Here is an 18,997-nt window from a genome sequence, read left to right on the forward strand (position 1 = left end):
TTAATCGTCCGCGGGCTGCTGTTCGATCGACTCGATACCGGGGATGCCCTGAACCCCCATCTCGGCAAGCTCCTGTTTGAGACCCTGTGGGTCCGATACGTCCTGTGACAGCTCCATCGCCTGGGCAAAGTTCTTCACCAGCCCACAGTTGGGGCCCTCCGGCGTCTCAGAGGGACAGATGCGACCCCATTGGGTCGCGTGCAGATCCCGTGCCTCGAAGTGTGGCTGGGAACGACTGAGCGGCGAGCGCAGTCGGCGGAGGTGTGACAGCACCCCCATGAAGTCGGTCCGGTCGACCAGCTGGCTCACACCAGAGCGGCCACCGACCCAGTTCCCCGTCGCGATCGGGTGCTCGAGTCGCTCAGTCAGCACATCCGAGCGAACGACCGTCGAGACGGACAGCTGGCGGTTTCGCATGTTGGCCCGTTCCAGCTGGTATTTCACGTCCCGGGCAAGCTTGTTCAGCGCCGTCCGGAACAGGTCGGTCATCAGGTCGCCGCTGACCTTCAGGCGCTTGTTGGCGTAGTGGTCCTTGTCGTCGGATTCGCGGCGTTCGAGTGCGAGTTCGAAACACGCCTCGGCCATCCGACAGAGGTAGAATGCTTTGTTGATGCGGACCTCTTCTTCCTCGACGCCTTCCTCGTGTAGATGTGGGAGGAGATAGCGGTCGATAACGTAGTTAGCTCGCTTGAGCTGGTAGTTCTTGCCCTGCCCGGAGGCGACACGCTTGCCCAGCGTCTCGATGGCTTCCTCGGTCGTCTGGACTTCGGCCTCCTCCAAGTTCTCCAGCATGAACTTCACGATTTCCGGGTCCTCGCTGACGCGGTGGACGATCTCCTCGTCCGACTCCAGCCCGAGCGCGCGGACCAGCGTGACGAAGTCGATACTGCCCGAGACGGATGGGAACGAGACTTCCAGCAGTCCGTCCCGCGTCCGTTCACACAGCACCAGCGCGCGGTAGCCACGGCGCTGGGAGAACGTCTTGGCGACCTGCACCTCGTCGCCGTACTTGGTGTCGTACTCGGCCAGAATCTTGTTCGGGGCGAGGTCCTCACTGGTCATCAGCACCCGCTCGGAGCCGTTGACACAGAAGTAGCCACCGGGATCTGCAGGGTCCTCGCCGATGTCGATGAGCTCCTCGTCGTTGAAGCCTGCGATGTTACACTTGTTCGACCCGACCATGATGGGCATCCGCCCGATCTTGGTCTCCGTCCGGTCGACGACTTCTTCCGGTTCTTCCTCGCCACCGCGGACGATGGCCATCTCCATGAACACCGGCGCGGAGTAGGTGATGTTGCGGAGACGGGCTTCCTGCGGGTACAGCAGTTCCTCGCTGCCGTCAGCTTCGCGGACCCGTGGGGTGACGACGCGGACGTCGCCCAGTTCGACCCACACCGGTTCCTGCCCTTCCTTGTCACCGATGTCAGTCTCGATGGTCTCTTTCTCGTCGACGACCTGCTGCATTCCCCGGTCGAGGAACGCATTAAACGAGCGGAAGTGGTGTTCGGCGAGCCGTTCCTTGGCGAAATATTCACGCGATATAGCGCGGCGATCTTGTGTGTCCATTATTCTACCACCAGTCGGTACACGACGGCTTCATCCGTCGTTCTGGAGTCGCGGACGATCCGAACCACGTCACCGACTTCGGCATCATCGGGCAGCGCCTTGTCGGTGCGCTTGATCTTCGGAAGGTCCGTCTTCTTGATTTCATACTCGGTGAGTACTGCTTCGAGGTCGTCCTCGTCGACGACACTGTGGTCTGGGACGAGGTCGTGTTGACTTACATCTACCATGTGTGTGCGTGTGCGTTTGGCCTGCTGCTGGAGAAGGTGGCTGTCACGAGATACTACAGGGTCATACTGTCGGGGTTCATATAACACTTGCCAAGTCGCTCTGCCGTGGCTATTGGACCCGCACACCCTCACGGACTGCGGGCGTGTTTGCTCCTACCAATCACATGCAGCAGACCGGACATAGAACTTTGGGTCTCGTCATGTGCACTCATCCCGGGGCGGGTCTCTTTGGAAAGTCTTAATACCAACACCAAGGTACGAAGGAATGCAACGAAGGCCCGGATGGTGTAGTGGCCCATCATACGACCCTGTCACGGTCGTGACGCGGGTTCAAATCCCGCTCCGGGCGTTCCTATTGCAATCAAACTGGCGAGCACCATGCAGTGTGTGCTTGTCTGCTGCCCGGATGGTGTAGTGGCCCATCATACGACCCTGTCACGGTCGTGACGCGGGTTCAAATCCCGCTCCGGGCGTTCCTATTGCAATCAAACTGGCGAGCACCATGCAGTGTGTGCTTGTCTGCTGCCCGGATGGTGTAGTGGCCCATCATACGACCCTGTCACGGTCGTGACGCGGGTTCAAATCCCGCTCCGGGCGTACTTTTGCGGCGAACAAACTCGTGAGCCGTAAATCCGTAATGGGCGAATTTGAACCCTGGAAGTGGTAGCGCCGAACGGAGTGAGGCGACCGTCTTCCGTCGGTTCAAATCCCGCTCCGGGCGTTTCTCTGCATTCAACTCGACAAGCCACGCGGTTTAGTGAGTCGCGCCCATTCTACATATCAGCCCAGTACGCGCTTTAGTAACATCCAACAGGCAGTACACACCGTTTACTGGCCGAGAAAACGGCATGTACTGATAGCAGACGAACAGGACAACAGCAGACGTCCGGGGGAGTGCCCCCTTGGCCTGTCATAGTGTCCGTCCACCGGGGCCGGACGTGCTATCACTTCACGCGGGGTGGCATATGTTTTGTGTTGGTTGTACGGCGTGCCGGGTAGCGGCTATCAGCGACAAACTGTTTACGAGGCCCCGCAAAAGAGGGGCCATGGAGGACGTGGATGGCGAGGAAATGCCTGGCGCGATTGTCGAGGCGTTCCTCGAACGCGAGGAGGGCGTCCGGGCGCTGCTTGAAGAACTGGAGAAGCTCACTATCGAGGGCCGTCATGAGGAGGTCCGCGACCGAGTTCGCAATCTGGCCGATAGCGACGAGTCAGTGTTTTATACCGTGGCGTTTAGCCTCACCAACTCGCGGCAGTTCTTTGGCGACGTGGAGGCGCAACTGGACGTGACCGCCGCGGACCGGCTCCGGGATCTCGCCGACACGTTTCCCGCGTTAGCCGAGCCGTTCAATATCGTCCGGACGGAGCGGGCGGACGACCGCCTCAACCCGGTAACGGATACGAGCTACGCAGTGAGCTACCACCGTGGCATCGAGTCGCCGATGGTGACATACAGCCCGCTGTCGGGCGAACAGGAGCTGTACGAATCTCGCGGGACGCCAAGCGAGGTGTTGCGGGTCGCGTCCGACCTCACGAGCGCAACGACCGACGCGCTGGACGTAGCGATGGACAACGACTACTCGGTCAACACGGAGGAACTGAGCGCGCTTATCGATCGCCGCGAAGAACTAGAGACAGAGCTGAGCAAGCTCCGGGACCAGCTCGACGAGCTTCGACGGACGCCAGTCTCGGACGAGTAGCGACTGACAGTTCGGACGCAGAGTCATAGAGCAGTACAGAGAGCAAACCCGAATCACAGTGCCGCAACTGGGGCGTTTATGTGTCACGACCGTAAATGCACAGATACGATTTGCTATGGGAATGGACCGACTAGAAGATCAGGTCGAGAAGGAGGGGCGGGACCTGTCGATCCTCGAAGCCGTCATCGAGAACGGGCCGATCGGTATCGTTCGGCTCGCCGAGGAGACAGATGTCCCGAAACACAAGGTGCGGTACTCGCTACGGATGCTGGAAGACGATGAACTCATCGAGCCGACGCCGCAGGGAGCGATTCCGGTGGACAATATCGACGAGCGGGTCGCAACGATCAACGGCGGCATCGACCGGCTGGTCGAACAACTGGACGGGCTGCGAGACGTGTTTTCGTCCACAGAGTAGCGCCGCCGGGACGAGTGGTCGGTATCTGTTTCCGTGGCAGTAACCCTTTTCGAACGCCAAGGTAATGCATCGGTATGGATGTCGCTCTTATCAGCGATTCGCACATCCCGTCCCGGGAACACGAGATTCCGCCGTCGTTCCGGGAACGCATCGAGGTCGCCGACCACGTCATCCACGCCGGTGATTTCGACAGCAAAGGGGCTCTCGCTGACATTCGCCACATGGCGACGGAACTGACCGCCATCTCCGGTAACATCGACCCACAGATCGGGTTGCCGAAACGGGCGACAGTCGAGCTTGGCGGCGTCACGTTTGTCGTGACACACGGCACCGGGTCGCCGCGGGGCTGGGCGGACCGTGTCGCCGCTGCGGTCCGCGAGGGAGCCGACAGCAGCGCCGTTGGCGTCGCCGGCCACACCCACGAACAGACAGACATGATCTACGAGGGCGTCCGGCTCCTGAACCCCGGCAGCGTCACGGGCGCATCGCCGGCAGACCGCCCGACGATGCTGACCGCGACCGTTGAGGACGGCTCGCTCGACGTGGCCCAACACGAACTGTAGCGCGGGTGGGTGAGCGCCGTCGCGCCCGGGATGTACCGGCAGCTGTTGCCACTGTTGGCCGGCTTTGCAGCGAACGGGGGTCTTTTTCCGGCAGAGACCCCACAAGTGGTATGGAAGTCTTCGCGGTCGAGGGGCTGCCCGAGGTCCGCCCTGGCGACGACGTGGCCGAGCTACTCGTCAGACAGGCCGACCTACGGGACGACGACGTGGTCTGTGTCGCCAGCACTATCGTTTCCAAGGCCAACGGACGCGGGCAGTCGCTGTCATCGTACGAGCCAAGCGGGCGTGCGGAGCGCATCGCAGCGACCATCGAGGACATCGCCGACGAGGAGAAGGACCCGCGGATGGCACAGGCGATTCTCGACGAGTGTGAGGAAGTGCTGGTCGAAGCCCCCTTCATCCTCGGCGTGACGAAATTCGGGCACATCACGGTCAACGCGGGCATCGACCGCTCGAACGTGCCCGGCGCGGACCTCCTCTTGCTCCCCGAAGATCCAACGGCGGAGGCCGAAGCGATCCGCGACGGTATCCGCGAGCGGACGGGCGTCGAACCCAGCGTCATCGTCACTGACACGTCGGGGCGGCCGTTCCGCCTCGGCCAGCGCGGCGTCGCGCTGGGCTGGGCCGGGCTCTCCGCCTCGCGGGACTGGCGGGGCGAACACGACCGCGACGGCCGCGAACTCGAAGCCACCGTTCAGGCCGTCGTCGACGAACTCGCCGCGGCGGCCAACCTCGTCACCGGCGAAGGCGACGGCGGCACACCCGCCGCAGTCGTCCGCGGTTTCGACTTCGGCGACCACGCGGGCAGCGAGCAACTGTTCCGCGACCCGGAGAAAGACGTAGTCAGACAAGCACTCAGAGAGTGGTCTCATGTACGCGATTGAAATTACCCCGGAACACCCGGTCGCACAGCTCGCCTCATTTGCCGAACAGGCCGAATCGAACGCGCTCGACGCCGTGTACGTCAGCCATCACTACAACAACCGCGACCAGTTCATGTCGCTGACCGCGATGGCCGAGCGGACCGATGAGGTACTGCTCGGTCCCGGCATCGCCAACCCCTACGAGACGCATCCGGTGACACTGGCCTCGCGGGTCGCAACGCTCGACGAACTGAGCGACGGGCGAGCCCTCTTCGGTATCGGGCCGGGGGATAAATCGACGCTCAGCAACCTCGGCTTCGACCACGACGACGCCCTGCGGCGCGTGCTTGAGACGTTCACGACCGCGCGGAAACTCTGGGACGGCGAGCGAGTCGACAACGATGGAACCTTCGAGGCCGTTGACGCCGGGCTGAACTACGAGGTCGACGATATCCCGGTGTACGTCGGTGCACAGGGGCCCCACATGACCCGGATGTCGGCGAAACACGCCGACGGGGCGCTGTACAACGGAGCGCATCCAAAGGACCTCGCGTGGGCACGCGAGCAGGTAGAAGACATGGCCGACGAGCGACCCGAGGAGTACGGTGAGTTCGACCTCGCGGCCTACGCCAGCGTCTCGGTCGCCGAGGACGAGGCCGAAGCGCGGGAGGCCGCTCGGCCACCGGTCGCGTTCGTCGCCGCGGGGTCGCCACCGCCGGTGCTCGACCGCCACGGCATCAACCACGAGGCCGCCGACGACATCGGGCAGGCGATTTCGGCCGGCGATTTCACGGCCGCATTCGAGGGCGTGACCGAGGCGATGCTGGACGCGTTCTGTATCGCCGGGACGCCAGAGGCGGTGGCTGAGCGCACAGCGGCGTTAGAAGAACACGCTGATAGCGTGGTGTTCGCGTCGCCACTCGGGCCGGATGTCGAGACAGCTATTGATTTGCTTGGGGCGGTCCTCGACCGCCAGAGCCGCTGAACAGCGAGAGCACGGCCCCCAGCGACAGGTACCCGAAGAAGACAACAGAGACGGTCGTGATGACGGCACCGACGGCGAGCATAAGTGCCGCCAGCGGGTCGTTCAGTGCCACGTCGAGGAACCAGCCGGGCATGTCGATGATGCTCTGGAGCAGTTCCGACAGCAGTCCTTGCATTACCTGAACGTTAGCGTGGCCCTACTTTGCGTTTGCGTTCCCGGCTACCACGTGGACTCCCGGGAGCTGCTGTCGCGCAGCGCCACGGGCGAATGACCCTACGCAACAGGCTCAAGTTCCGCTGAGAAGTGTCTGAGTTCTTCCATTGGGGGCTCCCAGACGATTTCCAGGCCGGAGTACTCGTCGCGGCGGTCACGAACTCGTGCAGCGGTCTCCGCGATGTGTTCGAGGTGTTCGTGCCAGTACGTCCGGCGAGGAAGGGCGAGACGGACGAGTTCCGGACGGTTAGTCCCGGGGAAGGCAAACGAGCCGAGTTCGACTGTCCGGACGCCGCCCTCGCGGTAGAGTTCGCAGACGAGTCGCTGCCCGGGGTACTGGTCGGCGGGAATATCCGGGAACAGGGCGGCCGCATCAATGTAGACGGCGTGACCGCCGGTCGGCGTGACTATCGGGATATCTCGATCGCGCAGGAGGTCCCCGAGGGTCGCGACCTGTTCGATTCGCTCGGCGACGTACGGCGGTTGAACCGCTTCCCGCAGGCCGGTCGCCATCGCTTCAAGATCACGACCTGCGAGGCCACCGTAGGTCGGGAATCCTTCATACAGGATCGCGCGCTGTTTGCACTGTTCAAACAGGGCAGCGTCTCGGACAGCCGTGAACCCGCCGATGTTTGCCAGTGCGTCCTTTTTGCCACTCATCGTGATTGCGTCCGCGGGACGTAACTGCTCGCGAGCAATCTCGCTGAGGGGCGTATCGGCGTATTCGGGGTCCCGTTGCTTGATGAACTGTGCGTTTTCAGCGAACCGACAGGCGTCGATGACGAACGTTGCATCGATTTCCGTGGCGAAGGCGGCTGTCTCGCGGATGTTCGCCATCGACACCGGCTGGCCGGCGGCGGAGTTGTTCGTGATCGTCAGAACGACGGCCGAAACAGCGTCCTGCCCGTGCTCCTCGACGGCGTCCCATCCCCGGTCTGTGGAGAAGTTTCCGGCAAACGTCCCGACGCTATCAGTGGTCAGGTCCGTCTCTGCCGGGCAGTCAACCGCGACTGCACCCTGATTCGTCACGTGTGCGCGGGTGGTGTCAAAATGCGTGTTGTTGAGAACGACGTCACCGTCGTCCAGCAGCGCCCCGAACAGGACGTTCTCCGCGCCGCGGCCCTGGTGTGTCGGGACCACGCGGTCGAACCCCATCACGTCGGCGACCGTCTCACGGAAGCGTTTGAACGAGCGCGACCCGGCGTACGCCTCGTCACCTCGAACCACGTCCGCCCACTGGTCGTCACTCATCGCGCCAGTTCCCGAATCAGTCAGTAAGTCGATAAAGACGTCATCCGCAGCGAGGTTGAAGACGTTGTGTCCGGCCTCGGTGAGCGCGGTCTCACGTCGCTCACGGGGCGGAAGCTGTATCGAGGTCACCGATTTGGCCTTGTACGAGCGCATGCTGTGTCGCAGTACGCCGACCGACTTATCTTCCGCCTGATATTTTGTGTACGGAAGTGGGCTGAGATGTCCATCACCAGACGGGTACGGCTATCGGTGGACACGTGTTGCTAGGAGGCAGAAATAGCGGGCATTTTGAGGCCGCAACTGCTGGGGGAACGTATGAGTGTCCGCGAGGAATTCGACGCGTGGGCGGCCGAAGGCAAAGACAGAGGCATGGAGGACCGGCACTGGCACACCGCCAAGCACGTCCTCGCCCGGATGCCGGTCGAGCCGGGCGACACGGTACTCGACCTCGGGACGGGCTCGGGCTACGCGCTCCGTGCGCTCCGAGACACCAACGACGCCGGTCCCTGTTATGGCCTCGACGGATCGCCGGAGATGCTCCGGAACGCCCGCGAGTACACGGACGACGACGGCATCGGGTTCCTGCGTGGGGACTTCGACGCCCTGCCGTTTGCGACCGACAGCATCGACCACGTGTTCTCGATGGAGGCGTTCTACTACGCCAGTGACCCGCCACACACCCTCGAAGAGATCGCGCGGGTGCTGCGACCCGGCGGGACCGCCAACATCGCGGTGAACTACTACGAGGAGAACGTCCACTCCCACGAGTGGCAGGAGTTCATCGACATCGAGATGACCCGCTGGAGCGCCGACGAGTACCGCGAGGCGTTCCGCGAAGCGGGTCTGGCCGTGGCTGCACAGGACACGATCCCCGACCGCGAGGTGGAGATTCCGCCGGCAGACACGTTCCCCACAGATGAGTTCGAGACGCGCGAGGCAATGGTCGAGCGCTACCGCGAACTGGGGACGTTGCTGACCGTCGGCGTCGCCACCGAATAACGGCCCGGACGGCGTGTCAAAACGCGGACTACGAGTGGAACGACCGACAGGGTATTTTGTGGCCGCAGGCAAAACCACTGTGTATGGCCGAGGACACCTCGCTGGAGGACTTTCTCGACGCTGGCGACGAGAGCGAGGCCGAAGGAGAGAGTGGTGCGTCTGCGGGAGACGATACTACAGAGCCAGAAAGCGAAGCCTCCGGCTCTGAAGCTTCGACCGACGCGGTCGACCCGGCCGTGACGACCTACGCGTGGTCGCCCGACGGAGCGGCCTGTGCCGAGTGTGGCGAGGTCGTCGAGCGGCGGTGGACACAGGACGGACACCTCGTCTGTGGGGCCTGTAAGTCCTGGTGAACAGCGCTACCGGCCGTCAAACGGATGTGTGTTGTTCTCACCCATCCACAGAGTTACATACGCTCACGCCGTAATTGTAGCTACAATTGAACGGCCCGGAGGATGTGGCACCCACACAAGACACTTACTGGTCGACAGGGCAGAGTATCCCACTAGTCCCCGTGCCGAGGCGTCGTCCCACGAGACCGCGACTATGACAGACACTGATACCCCACACAGTCAACAGTCGGACAGTCCCCTCCGCGACGCCACACGCGTCGCCAATCAGGTGATCGAAAACGTCGAGCAGGTCATCGTCGGGCAACACGCCGCCATCGAACACATTGTCATCGCGCTGCTCGGCCGCGGTCACGTCCTGCTTGAGGACGTCCCCGGCGTCGGCAAGACGATGCTTGCTCGCTCTGTTGCCGCGTCCTTCGACGGCGAGTTCAAGCGCGTCCAGTTCACCCCGGACCTCCTCCCGACCGACGTGACCGGCGTCAACATCTACAACCAGAAGACACAGGAGTTCGAGTTCCGGCCGGGTCCGATTTTCGCCAACGTCGTTCTCGGCGACGAGATCAACCGCGCGCCGCCGAAGACGCAGTCGGCGCTGCTGGAGGCCATGGAGGAACAGCAGGTGTCCGTCGATGGGACCACACATCCCGTTCCACAGCCGTTTACCGTCATCGCCACGCAGAACACGGTTGAACAGAACCGGGCCTACGACCTGCCGATGGCCGAACTCGACCGGTTCATGACGAAACTGCATCTCGGCTATCCGAACGAGGCGGCGGAGACGGAGATGCTGGGTGATGTGGTGGGCCACCATCCCATCGAGGATCTCACCTCAGTCGCTACCCTCGATGCGTTGTCCGCCGCCCGGGAAACGGTGGCCGACGTGGTTGTTGAGGAGCCCATCCGCTCGTACGCGACCCGGCTGGCACGGTACACGCGGGAGAACGCACAACTGGGCGTTAGCCCACGGGGAGCATCTCGCTGCTCCGGGCTGCACAGGCCCGCGCCGTGCTCGATGGTCGCAGCTACGTCATCCCCGACGACATCCAGACGGAAGCGCCGGTTGTCCTCCCACACCGAATCCGGACCGAGAGTAGCGAGCAGGACGCTCGGGCACTCGTCGCGGAGGCACTCGATACCGTCTACGTCGAATGAGACCGACACGACGCGGCTTCGCCGTCCTCGCTGTCGCCGTTGCCGCCCTTCTAGTCAGTGCCAGATTCGGTCAGTCCGGACTCACTGCTGTCGCTGGCCCGCTGTTCGTCGGCGTGTTCGCCGCCGCCGTGCAGGTTCACTGGAGCGGTGCGCCGACTGTCGAACTAGGCCATCTCCGCCGTGGGTTTCCCGGCGAGACGAAGTCCGTGGAGTTCCACGTCGACGGCAGCGGCATTGCGACAGTCACCGCTCGGCTCTCCGAGGGGCTTGCTGGGGAAACGACGGTCACAAGGTCACTGCCGGCGACGGTGGCGTACCGGGTCACTTACACAGCCCGGGGTGAGCAACGGGTTGGCCCCATCGAGGCGACGGTGACGGACGCGCTGGGACTTATCGGCGAGAGCTACACCATCGAGAGCGATAGCGACGTACTCGTGTATCCGCCCGTCTACCGACTGGGTGGCACAGACGCGTTCGCACGAACGTTCACGCCGGAGAGCGAGGACCGGCAGTCGTTTCGACCGGCTACGCGAGTACGTCAGCGGCGACTCGCTACGGGATGTTCACTGGAAATCCAGCGCCAAGCGCGAGGATCTGTTAGTCAAGGAGTTCGCTGATGACCGGAGCGACCGGACCCTGCTCGTCGCTGCGGAGGCCCGCGAAGGCCATGCCGACGAAATGGCCGCCGCCGCAGCAACGATCACGATGGCCGCGCTGGAGAGCGGTCTCGCGGTCGAACTCGCCGTCCCGAACGGCACGGTCGAGCAGGGGTACGGCGACACCCACCGGACGCGACTGCTCGAACTGCTGGCCCGGGCTGACGCGGGCCAGACCGGCCGGGTGGATGACGCTGACGTGGTCGTCACGGCCAACGGCGACGGGGTCACGGTGTCGGTCGACGGCCGCCGCCAATCCTTCGCTGCTGTGACCGCCAGTCAGGACAACCCCATTGCAGGCGAGGTGAACGGATGAGCGCCGGCGTCGCGGAACGAGTCCGCCGCCAAGTCCCGTGGAGTGGGTCACGAATACTGGCATTGCTTGCGGCGGCGCTGGCAATCGGCGCGCCGCTGCGGACGATGTACTATCTCAGCGACGTGGTCGGCGACCCGACCCTGTTTCTGGCGCTCACCGCGCTCTCGCTTGTCGGCGCGACGCTGCTGGCCCGTGTACTCAGACCGCCCCTCGCGGTCGGTGTCGGCGCAGTACTGTTCGCCGGGGGACTCATCGCATACATACTGAACCTCTCGACGAATCCGGCGATAGCGGAGCTTCTGGGCGACACCGCCGCCCTGCTGACCGGGCGGTCGCTGCTCCAGATCGCCAAAGTTAGGCTGTGGGTGCTGTCGTTCGCGCCGGCACCGGTGTTTCTGACGTGGTACTTCGCGCTGCGGCGCTGGTACGTGACGGCGACAGTGGCGGCCGGCACAGCGCTCGCGTTCTTCGCTCTGACGACCGACGCCGGTGTGGTAACGACGCTGCTGGGTGTGGTCGGCATCGCAGCGACGATCGGCTTCGGGACGCTCGATACGCTGTCGGCGGACGAGTCGGCAGACCTGACGAAGCGGCCCGACGCGCTGACTGGCAGTGACGGAACGGAGCACGCGGACGATGACGGCGACGGCATCGACGCCGGGCGGCGCGCTGTCCTCGAACAGTTGGCGGCGATAATCGTGATCCCGACGGCGCTGTCACAGGTGCCGATCACCCGAGACAGTTTGCTGTCGTACGACGACGGATCAGAGGGCCAGACTGTCGAGGGGAGCCTCTTCGACGCCGGAGAGTCCCTTTCAGTACGCGGGAGCATCTCGTTGACGCCGGAGATCCGGTACACGGTCGAAAGCGAGGAACCGCGCTACTGGCGGGTCGCCTCTTACGACCGCTACACCGGCAACGGGTGGGTACGGACGGAGAACCCGATCCCGTACGACGACCAGCGCCTCGACTCTCCTGAGGGAGAAACCCGGACGCTTCGACAGGAGTTCCGGGCAGAGTCGACCATCGGGACCGTTCCGGCTGCTTGGAAGCCCGTCCGCTACTCGGGGGAGCCGTCGGTATCGGTCTCCAGCGAGGGCGGGTTCCAGCCCGACGGCACGCTGTCGACGGGCGACAGCTACGAGGTCAGGAGCGAACTACTCGTGGCGGCCCCGGACGGGCTGCGCGAGGCCGGCACTGACTACGACGATACGACTGCGGAGCTGTACACTCAGCTCCCCGACAGCACGCCGGACCGGGTCGCGGAACGGACAGCGATTCTCACCGCGAACGCCGAGAACCCCTACGAGACGGCGCTTGTCGTCGAGCGGTGGCTGCAGGACAGCAAGAACTACTCACTTGACGTCGACCGCCCCGATTTCAACGTCGCGGACGCCTTCCTCTTTGAGATGGACGAGGGGTACTGCGTCTACTTCGCGACGACGATGGTGACGATGCTCCGGACCCAGGGCATCCCGGCACGCATGACCGTCGGGTACACCGCCGGCCAGCGAATCGACGAGAACCAGTGGGTCGTGCGCGGGCTCAACTCTCATGCCTGGGTCGAGGTGTACTTCCCCGAACAGGGCTGGGTACAGTTTGACCCGACGCCATCCGGGCCGCGTGAGGCGGTCAGACAGCAACGTATCGAAGACGCGAGTTCGGACGAATCGTCGCCCACCGTCGGCGACGGGAACCCGGTAGAGCAGTACACGCCATCCGACACGTCGACGCCCGCCCCGCTGACTGAGACCAACGGGACCGAGACCGAGCCGACGGAGACACCAACGGCCACGGAATCCGACACACCCACCGGCACAGCAGGGGAGTCAGACACGGACGAGAGAAGGGAGCTGCGCCTGCCGGAGCTCCCGTCGCGCGAGGAGATGACCCTCGGGGTCGTCGCGTTGCTCGGCATCGCGGCGGGCGCGCGCCGGTCCGGCCTCAGCGAGCGAGCCTACCGGGCGGTGTGGCTGCGCTACCAGCGCCGTGTGGACCCCGAGACCGACGTCGAGCTGGCGTTCCAGCGGGCTATGTATGTCCTTGCGAAAGAACACCGAAGCCGCAAGGGCGGAGAGACGGTACGGGCATATCTCGACGCAATAGGGGCCGGCGACCGGGTCCGGCGGCTGGCGACGTTACGGGAGCGACTCCGGTACGGCGGTGAGATCGACGAAGCGATTGCCGACGAAGCCGTCGAAATCGCCGACGGGATCGTCTCCGAGCGATAGTCCCCGACAGTGTTTAATAGGTCGTGTTCGTAGGCGCGATTGTAATGTCGGAAGTCTGCTCGACGTGCGGGCTGCCTGAGGAGCTCTGCGTCTGTGAGGACGTCGCTAAGGAGTCCCAGGAGATTAACATCCGCATCGACGAGCGCCGTTACGGGAAGGAGGTAACGATTATCGAGGGATTCGACCCGAAAGACGTCGACATGGACTCACTGTCCTCAGACCTCAAATCAAAGTTCGCCTGCGGTGGCACTGTTGAGGACGGGCAGATAGAGCTCCAGGGCAATCACACGGGCCGCGTCGAGGATTTCCTCCGCGACAAAGGTTTCAACGTCGCCTGAACTCCTGACTGCCAACGGTTCTCGTGAGAGCGCCGTGGCAAGCCGCTGCTGTGTCCTGCTCGCCAGCTTTTCAGCCCGGTCTGCTCGCGAGTGGTCGCTGCGGTCGGCTACGAGTGGTTCAGGCCTGACTGTTTTTTGCCATCGTGGGAGCTCCCGGCAGCGGTCGGTCAACCCAAGTGTTGGTGCATGATACCGACACCCAAAATCGGCGGTCAAGTATTTCAACCACGGGGCGGTAACTGTTTGCAATGTTCGGTGTACCCCGGCGGGTGGTGGCCGTCGGACTCGTGGTGCTTCTCCTTGGTGGGGGGATCGCGTCGCTCCCGGCGGCGGCGACCGCTGACCACGGGACGGTGGCCGGGGCTACCGACGGAGCGGCGGCTGGAGCCGACGAAAACTGTACGTACAAAACCGAGACGACATCGGCTCAGCGTGGACAGGCAGTTGAGGCGGTGCAGTCGTCGACAGCCGCCAGCGAGTCGAATGGCTCGATACTCCGGACGGGAAGGGCCGAGACGTATCGACGGCAGCCGCGCGGACAGGGTGGAGACACAACCGGAATGGCAGCCCCAGCAGAGGCCAACATAGAGACGGGGACGGCCACGTCGGGGACGACACAGACCAGCGACGGTGACGTGATTCAGCAGACACAGACCTACGCACGTGTGACCGAAGAGCCGGGTGAAGTCGCGGTGACCGTGGCCTACGAGGTCCCAGACCGGGTCGTCAGCCTCGAAACGCACGTCCCAGCAGAGGCGACAGTGACCGAAACGAGCGGATTCGAGCGCCTCAACGAGTCCGTGTACGAGTGGGAAGAAACGACAGATACGGCGACGATCAGCTACCACATTAACCCGAATCAGACCATCAAAAAGAGCGGTCCAGAGGGATCCGAGGGCCGATATCTCAGCGTCGATACGGGCGAGTGGGCGCTGCTCACGCGGTCGCGAACGCCGACGCGCTGGCGCTACACTGGCCAGGACCCCGTCAGGTACAACCGCACGCTCCAGACGGCAGGCCCGGGTGCGGCGGGCGAGGAAATCGTGTATCTCGGCGAAGTGGCGACCTTCGAGGAGACGGCACACAACCAGACGTTCACACTGGCTGTCCCGGAACGGGCGACGATGACAGCCTCGCCGATTTCAGTCCTCGACTCGATGGCGAACGCGTCGAACGCTCTCCGAGTGGGTGACCGTGACGAGCAGGTGTTCGTCGTCGCCGCGCCGTCCGGGGCTGTCGACTGGGGCGTCGAAGGGTATCAGATCGGTGACGCGGATATGTGGGTCCAGTCCCGGCAATCGCTGGATACCGCCAACAACGTCTGGCTCCACGAGTACGTCCATAGCCGGCAGGCCTACGAGACGACACGGGAGACGCGGTGGACGGTCGAGGGCTGGGCGACATACTACGCTGCGGCCCTGACGCTGGAACAGAACCGGATCGGGTTCGACGAGTTTCGGGCACAGCTTGCAGCAGGCGGGCTGCCAGTCTACAGCGACGTGACATTGACTGACAGGTCAAGCTGGACGACCAATGCGAACTACAGGAAAGGGGCGCTCGTCGCCGGGCGAGCGGATGTCCATATCCGCTCGGCTACTGGCCGTAACCAGACACTCCAGAGCGTGTTTCAGTCGCTGAACGGCTACCGTGACCCGGTCACGCAATCGCAGTTCCTCACCGAGTTCGAGGCCGCTGGCGGGGAAACCGTCCGGAACACGACCGCGACGGAGACCGAGACGACAGCGACGGTGACGATGTGGAACGGGACGACACATCGACGCTTGTTCGGCGCGATTCCCGCCCGTATCGGCTACAGCCTGCCACCGGTCGATCAGACGGACGCCTACCGCGCAGATAGTCTCTACCGGTCGAACGCACCGGTTGGCGGGAGCGAACCGATCCGGCTGGCGACCAACGAGACGCTCGCGGTCGATGCGGTCGTCGAGAACGCCGGCGGTGAGGCGGGGGCGTACAACGTAACGCTCGCGGTCAACGAGACCGTCGTCGCCGCGAAACGGGGCCAGATCGAACCAGGGGTACGGACCGAGGTCGAAGTGTCACACACGTTTGCCGACCCTGGCCGATACGTCATCAGCGTCGACGGCGATACCGTCACTATCGTGGTGACGGAACCGGCAGCCGCCAGCGTGACCGACGTCACCGCGAGTTCGAGAGAAGTCAGGCAGGGTGACAGGGTCGACGTGACCGCTACTGTCGCCAACGACAACGGTATTCCGGGGACGATAGCGGTCGAGTTCCGCCGCAACGATGTCGTGTTCGCTGAGCAGCGGCTGTATCTCCCGCCACAGGCGATGAGAACGGTCGCGCGGACAGTCACCCTTGACGAACCCGGAACAGTGTCGCTATCAGCGGGTGACGGACGGAACACGACGATGGTCGATGTGGTCGTTTCGACGAGAACGGCGGCATCAACGTCGACGCCGACGGAAATGCGCACAGACAGACAGACGACAACTGGAACGGGCGACGGCTTTACCGCGCTTGTAACCGGACTCGCAGTGTTACTTGCGGTGCTGATTGCCCGTCAGCGTCGTTCCTGACACGAGCCCGAAGGGAACAGTTATTGCGGTCGGCCGGTCGTTGTCAACCGTGAACGTCGGAATCGCGTACGCCATCCTGTCGGCGCTGGTGTTCGGGGTATACCTGTTCGTGATGAAGCGGTGGTTCACCGAATACCCATCTCCCGTGTTCCTGTTGCTTACCTACAGCCTGGTCCCCATCGTCTACCTCCCGATCGTCTTCATCAGCAACGAGCCATTCCTCCCGGCGGGAAACCGTATTAACGTCCTCTCGTCGATACTCGCCGTGACGGCAGTGACGGCAGTGGGACTGCTCACCCTCTTTCGGGCGATCCGCGTCGGCGAAGTCTCCTACGTTTCGCCGATCAGCAAAATCGTTCCCGTGTTCGTGTTGCCGCTGGAAGTCGGCCTGCTGGGCCAGCACCTCTCACCACTGCAGGTCGGCGGCGTCGTCGTCGCGACCGCCGCCGTCTACGTCGCGAACTGGCAGGGCACAGCGTTACTGGCCCCGCTCAAACGAGCCCGACAGTCCCGGCCCGCACAACTGGCGCTGCTATCGGCAGCGGCGTTCGCACTCGTCGATGTAAGCAAGCGGGTACTGATGCAAGAACTGGCTATCGAACCGACGACATATATCCCGGTGATGGCCGTCGGCATCGCCGCGTTGATGACCCCGTTCGCGTTCCGGTACCAGGTCCCACCGGGGTGGCGAGGGGACCTCCCGAAGTTCGTCGTCGCGGCGATGTTCGTCGCCTACGCGAACCACATCGTGTTGCTGTCTTTCCAGTTGCTCCCAGCGAGTATCGTCTCACCTATCGTCAACGGGCAGGCTATCGTCGCCGTCATTCTGGGTGCGATTGTTCTCGATGAGGCGCAGTTCCGAGCACGCCTGGCCGCTGCGGGGCTGGCTATCGTCGGTATCGCAATGATATCGGTCGGATAGAACGGTTAGGCCGACTTTCGCTCCGAGGAGCAGCCAACCTGTACCGCATAGCTCGATTGAAGCCACGCGGTCGGGTTCTCGGTGTCGTAGACGACGACGTCGCCGCCGCCAGTAGTGAAGCTGCCGTACTGCTCGTCGGAATCGGTAGTATCGCGCGACGCTGGTTCCATTGTGGTACAAGGGCACATCCGACACAGCGCTACATAAATGTTTCTCAGATGTGGTATGAAGTATTATTAGCATACTAGGATTTACCCGCATGATATCGTCCTACTGAGAGACCAGCACCGATATGTGGCCGCCGGCAAAGGCCTCAGACATGACACGAACGGACGCCCCAGTAACACCGCCAGTCGTGCTGACCGTCGCCGGCAGCGACTCTGGTGGCGGGGCCGGCATCCAGGCCGACCTCAAGACCATCGAGGCCTGTGGCGGCTTCGGGACCAGCGCGATCACGAGCGTGACGGCACAGAACACCACGGGCGTACAGGGCCAGCATCTGCTCCCGATTGAACAGATCGAGGCCCAGATCGAGGCGGTCACGGAGGATTTCGACGTGGCCGCGGTCAAGACGGGGATGCTCGCGACCAGCGACGTCATCGACCTAGTCGTGGACCACGCCGCCGACCTGCCGAATCTCGTCGTCGACCCGGTGATGGTGGCGGCTTCGGGCGACCGGCTACTGGCCGCCGAGGCCGAAGACGCCTACAAGACTCTCATCGCTGAAGCGACGGTTGTCACGCCGAACGCCGACGAAGCCGCCGTCCTGACCGGGCGCGATGTCGACGACCCTGCGGCCGCGGAACGGGCAGGCCGTGACCTCGTTGAGATGGGAGCCGACAGCGCGCTCGTGAAGGGGGGACACGTCCCAGGCGACGCCGTCGTCGACACCCTCGTGACCGAGGACGGGGTGACGACGTTCCGCCACGACCGCATCGACACCGAGGCCACTCACGGCTCCGGCTGTACGCTCTCTTCGGCCATCGCAGCACAGCTGGCCCACGGCGACGACCTGCCAACGGCGGTCGGAAGTAGTATCGACCTACTTGCGAGCGCGGTCCGGTACAACGTCGACGTCGGGGAGGGCCCAGGCGCGGTCCACCACCTCGTCCAGACGCGCAACGACGCTGCGCGCCATCTGACGAGCGAGGCCGTCGAGCGGGCTGTGTCGGCGCTCGTCGATGCGGACGTGTCGGCGCTGGTCCCCGAGCGAGGGCTAACCGTCGCCGGCGCGACACCCTACGCAGAGACACCGGACGCGGTCGCCGCCGTCGAAGGCCGTATCACCCGGACGATGGACGGCGTCCGGCCAAACCGCGGCGTCCGCTTCGGCGCATCGACGACAGTAGCTCGCGCCCTGCTTGCTGCCCGGGAGCACGACCCAGCGGTCCGGTTTGCCGTCGACTGCCGGCTGACCGACAGCATCGAGGACGCGCTGGCGTCGCTGGACGGGCCTGTCGCTGCGTACGATCCCAACGAGCGACCGGACGGGGTTTCCGACGACGCTATGGCGTGGGGCGTCGGTCAGGCATTCGAGACCAGCGAGGGGACACCGGTCGCCGTCGTCGGCCGCGAGGGCGTGGGTACCGATGGGCGCGTGACACTGTTCGCAGCGGACGCTGACGACCTCGTCTCCCGGGTGGAGACCGTCTACAGGACCATCGAGGACGACGTGTAGCCGGT

At 63.9% G+C, this 18,997-nt stretch carries 18 protein-coding genes, 3 tRNA genes and 1 pseudogene; 17 read left to right on the forward strand and 5 right to left on the reverse strand.

The features are described 5' to 3' along the window. Both ACODNH_RS09110 and ACODNH_RS09115 read right to left on the reverse strand, forming a co-directional pair. Positions 1 to 1,566 carry a DNA-directed RNA polymerase subunit B'' gene (locus ACODNH_RS09110; RefSeq protein WP_306709543.1) on the reverse strand — a complete coding sequence of 522 codons (1,566 nt, stop codon included), beginning with the start codon at positions 1,564 to 1,566 and terminating at the stop codon, positions 1 to 3. After that, a complete protein-coding gene (locus ACODNH_RS09115) occupies positions 1,566 to 1,793 on the reverse strand; it encodes a DNA-directed RNA polymerase subunit H (protein ID WP_004959115.1) in 228 nt (75 codons plus the stop codon). Before ACODNH_RS09115 ends, ACODNH_RS09110 begins: the two co-directional genes overlap by 1 nt. 276 nt (positions 1,794 to 2,069) lie before the next feature. Between ACODNH_RS09115 and ACODNH_RS09120 the strand changes: the two genes are divergently transcribed. The 8 genes from ACODNH_RS09120 to ACODNH_RS09155 all read left to right on the forward strand — a co-directional run bounded on the left by ACODNH_RS09120 (position 2,070) and on the right by ACODNH_RS09155 (position 6,322). Continuing rightward, positions 2,070 to 2,142 (forward strand) — tRNA-Asp (locus ACODNH_RS09120). Positions 2,143 to 2,193: 51 nt separating this feature from the next. Further along, positions 2,194 to 2,266: transfer RNA gene (locus tag ACODNH_RS09125), tRNA-Asp, on the forward strand. Positions 2,267 to 2,317: 51 nt separating this feature from the next. Beyond that, a tRNA-Asp gene (locus ACODNH_RS09130) sits at positions 2,318 to 2,390 on the forward strand. Positions 2,391 to 2,839: 449 nt separating this feature from the next. After that, positions 2,840 to 3,493, forward strand: coding sequence for a hypothetical protein (locus ACODNH_RS09135; protein ID WP_004959117.1), 654 nt, complete (start codon positions 2,840 to 2,842; stop codon positions 3,491 to 3,493). A 121-nt stretch (positions 3,494 to 3,614) separates the two neighbouring features. After that, complete coding sequence (locus tag ACODNH_RS09140; RefSeq protein ID WP_306709548.1) at positions 3,615 to 3,911, forward strand: winged helix-turn-helix transcriptional regulator; 297 nt, start codon at positions 3,615 to 3,617, stop codon at positions 3,909 to 3,911. A 74-nt stretch (positions 3,912 to 3,985) separates the two neighbouring features. Then, positions 3,986 to 4,474 (forward strand): metallophosphoesterase family protein, encoded by a 489-nt coding sequence (locus tag ACODNH_RS09145; protein WP_306709550.1) that lies wholly within the window; start codon positions 3,986 to 3,988, stop codon positions 4,472 to 4,474. A 110-nt stretch (positions 4,475 to 4,584) separates the two neighbouring features. Then, the gene (locus ACODNH_RS09150) at positions 4,585 to 5,358 is read left to right on the forward strand and encodes a coenzyme F420-0:L-glutamate ligase (RefSeq protein WP_306709552.1); all 774 of its coding nucleotides are present in this window, start codon (positions 4,585 to 4,587) and stop codon (positions 5,356 to 5,358) included. Continuing rightward, complete coding sequence (locus ACODNH_RS09155; protein ID WP_306709553.1) at positions 5,345 to 6,322, forward strand: 5,10-methylenetetrahydromethanopterin reductase; 978 nt, start codon at positions 5,345 to 5,347, stop codon at positions 6,320 to 6,322. The genes ACODNH_RS09150 and ACODNH_RS09155 overlap by 14 nt, the downstream gene beginning before the upstream one ends. Here ACODNH_RS09155 and ACODNH_RS09160 read toward each other — a convergent pair. Both ACODNH_RS09160 and ACODNH_RS09165 read right to left on the reverse strand, forming a co-directional pair. After that, the gene (locus ACODNH_RS09160) at positions 6,279 to 6,497 is read right to left on the reverse strand and encodes a hypothetical protein (protein ID WP_306709555.1); all 219 of its coding nucleotides are present in this window, start codon (positions 6,495 to 6,497) and stop codon (positions 6,279 to 6,281) included. The two genes, ACODNH_RS09155 and ACODNH_RS09160, sit on opposite strands and share 44 nt — an antisense overlap. 98 nt (positions 6,498 to 6,595) lie before the next feature. After that, positions 6,596 to 7,939: a tryptophanase gene (locus ACODNH_RS09165; RefSeq protein ID WP_306709557.1), complete on the reverse strand. Its 1,344-nt coding sequence runs from the start codon at positions 7,937 to 7,939 to the stop codon at positions 6,596 to 6,598. 162 nt (positions 7,940 to 8,101) lie between these two features. Here ACODNH_RS09165 and ACODNH_RS09170 point away from each other — a divergent pair, with 162 nt between their 5' ends. The 8 genes and pseudogenes from ACODNH_RS09170 to ACODNH_RS09205 all read left to right on the forward strand — a co-directional run bounded on the left by ACODNH_RS09170 (position 8,102) and on the right by ACODNH_RS09205 (position 17,314). After that, the gene (locus ACODNH_RS09170) at positions 8,102 to 8,785 is read left to right on the forward strand and encodes a class I SAM-dependent methyltransferase (RefSeq protein WP_004959132.1); all 684 of its coding nucleotides are present in this window, start codon (positions 8,102 to 8,104) and stop codon (positions 8,783 to 8,785) included. Between the two features lie 83 nt (positions 8,786 to 8,868). Further along, the gene (locus ACODNH_RS09175) at positions 8,869 to 9,138 is read left to right on the forward strand and encodes a DUF7573 domain-containing protein (protein WP_306709561.1); all 270 of its coding nucleotides are present in this window, start codon (positions 8,869 to 8,871) and stop codon (positions 9,136 to 9,138) included. Positions 9,139 to 9,331: 193 nt separating this feature from the next. Next, positions 9,332 to 10,290, forward strand: a pseudogene (locus tag ACODNH_RS09180) (AAA family ATPase). Between the two features lie 459 nt (positions 10,291 to 10,749). Next, complete coding sequence (locus ACODNH_RS09185) at positions 10,750 to 11,262, forward strand: DUF58 domain-containing protein (protein WP_434531275.1); 513 nt, start codon at positions 10,750 to 10,752, stop codon at positions 11,260 to 11,262. Next, entirely contained in the window at positions 11,259 to 13,493 is a 2,235-nt protein-coding gene (locus ACODNH_RS09190) for a transglutaminase domain-containing protein (RefSeq protein ID WP_306709567.1), read from the forward strand. The genes ACODNH_RS09185 and ACODNH_RS09190 overlap by 4 nt, the downstream gene beginning before the upstream one ends. 44 nt (positions 13,494 to 13,537) lie before the next feature. After that, positions 13,538 to 13,831 carry a stress response translation initiation inhibitor YciH gene (gene yciH / locus ACODNH_RS09195; RefSeq protein ID WP_004516073.1) on the forward strand — a complete coding sequence of 98 codons (294 nt, stop codon included), beginning with the start codon at positions 13,538 to 13,540 and terminating at the stop codon, positions 13,829 to 13,831. Between the two features lie 248 nt (positions 13,832 to 14,079). Beyond that, positions 14,080 to 16,392, forward strand: coding sequence for a peptidase (locus ACODNH_RS09200; RefSeq protein ID WP_306709580.1), 2,313 nt, complete (start codon positions 14,080 to 14,082; stop codon positions 16,390 to 16,392). Between the two features lie 40 nt (positions 16,393 to 16,432). Then, positions 16,433 to 17,314: a DMT family transporter gene (locus ACODNH_RS09205; RefSeq protein WP_306710467.1), complete on the forward strand. Its 882-nt coding sequence runs from the start codon at positions 16,433 to 16,435 to the stop codon at positions 17,312 to 17,314. Positions 17,315 to 17,319: 5 nt separating this feature from the next. Here the strand turns inward: ACODNH_RS09205 and ACODNH_RS09210 are convergent, their stop codons facing one another. Then, complete coding sequence (locus ACODNH_RS09210; RefSeq protein ID WP_004590650.1) at positions 17,320 to 17,484, reverse strand: DUF7331 family protein; 165 nt, start codon at positions 17,482 to 17,484, stop codon at positions 17,320 to 17,322. 122 nt (positions 17,485 to 17,606) lie between these two features. On the opposite strand from ACODNH_RS09210, the gene thiD reads away from it, so the two are divergent. Continuing rightward, complete coding sequence (thiD, locus tag ACODNH_RS09215; RefSeq protein WP_306709582.1) at positions 17,607 to 18,992, forward strand: bifunctional hydroxymethylpyrimidine kinase/phosphomethylpyrimidine kinase; 1,386 nt, start codon at positions 17,607 to 17,609, stop codon at positions 18,990 to 18,992. Positions 18,993 to 18,997 lie beyond the last annotated feature (5 nt).

The organism is Haloarcula sp. NS06 (assembly GCF_051122755.1).
Classification (GTDB): Archaea; Halobacteriota; Halobacteria; order Halobacteriales; family Haloarculaceae; genus Haloarcula.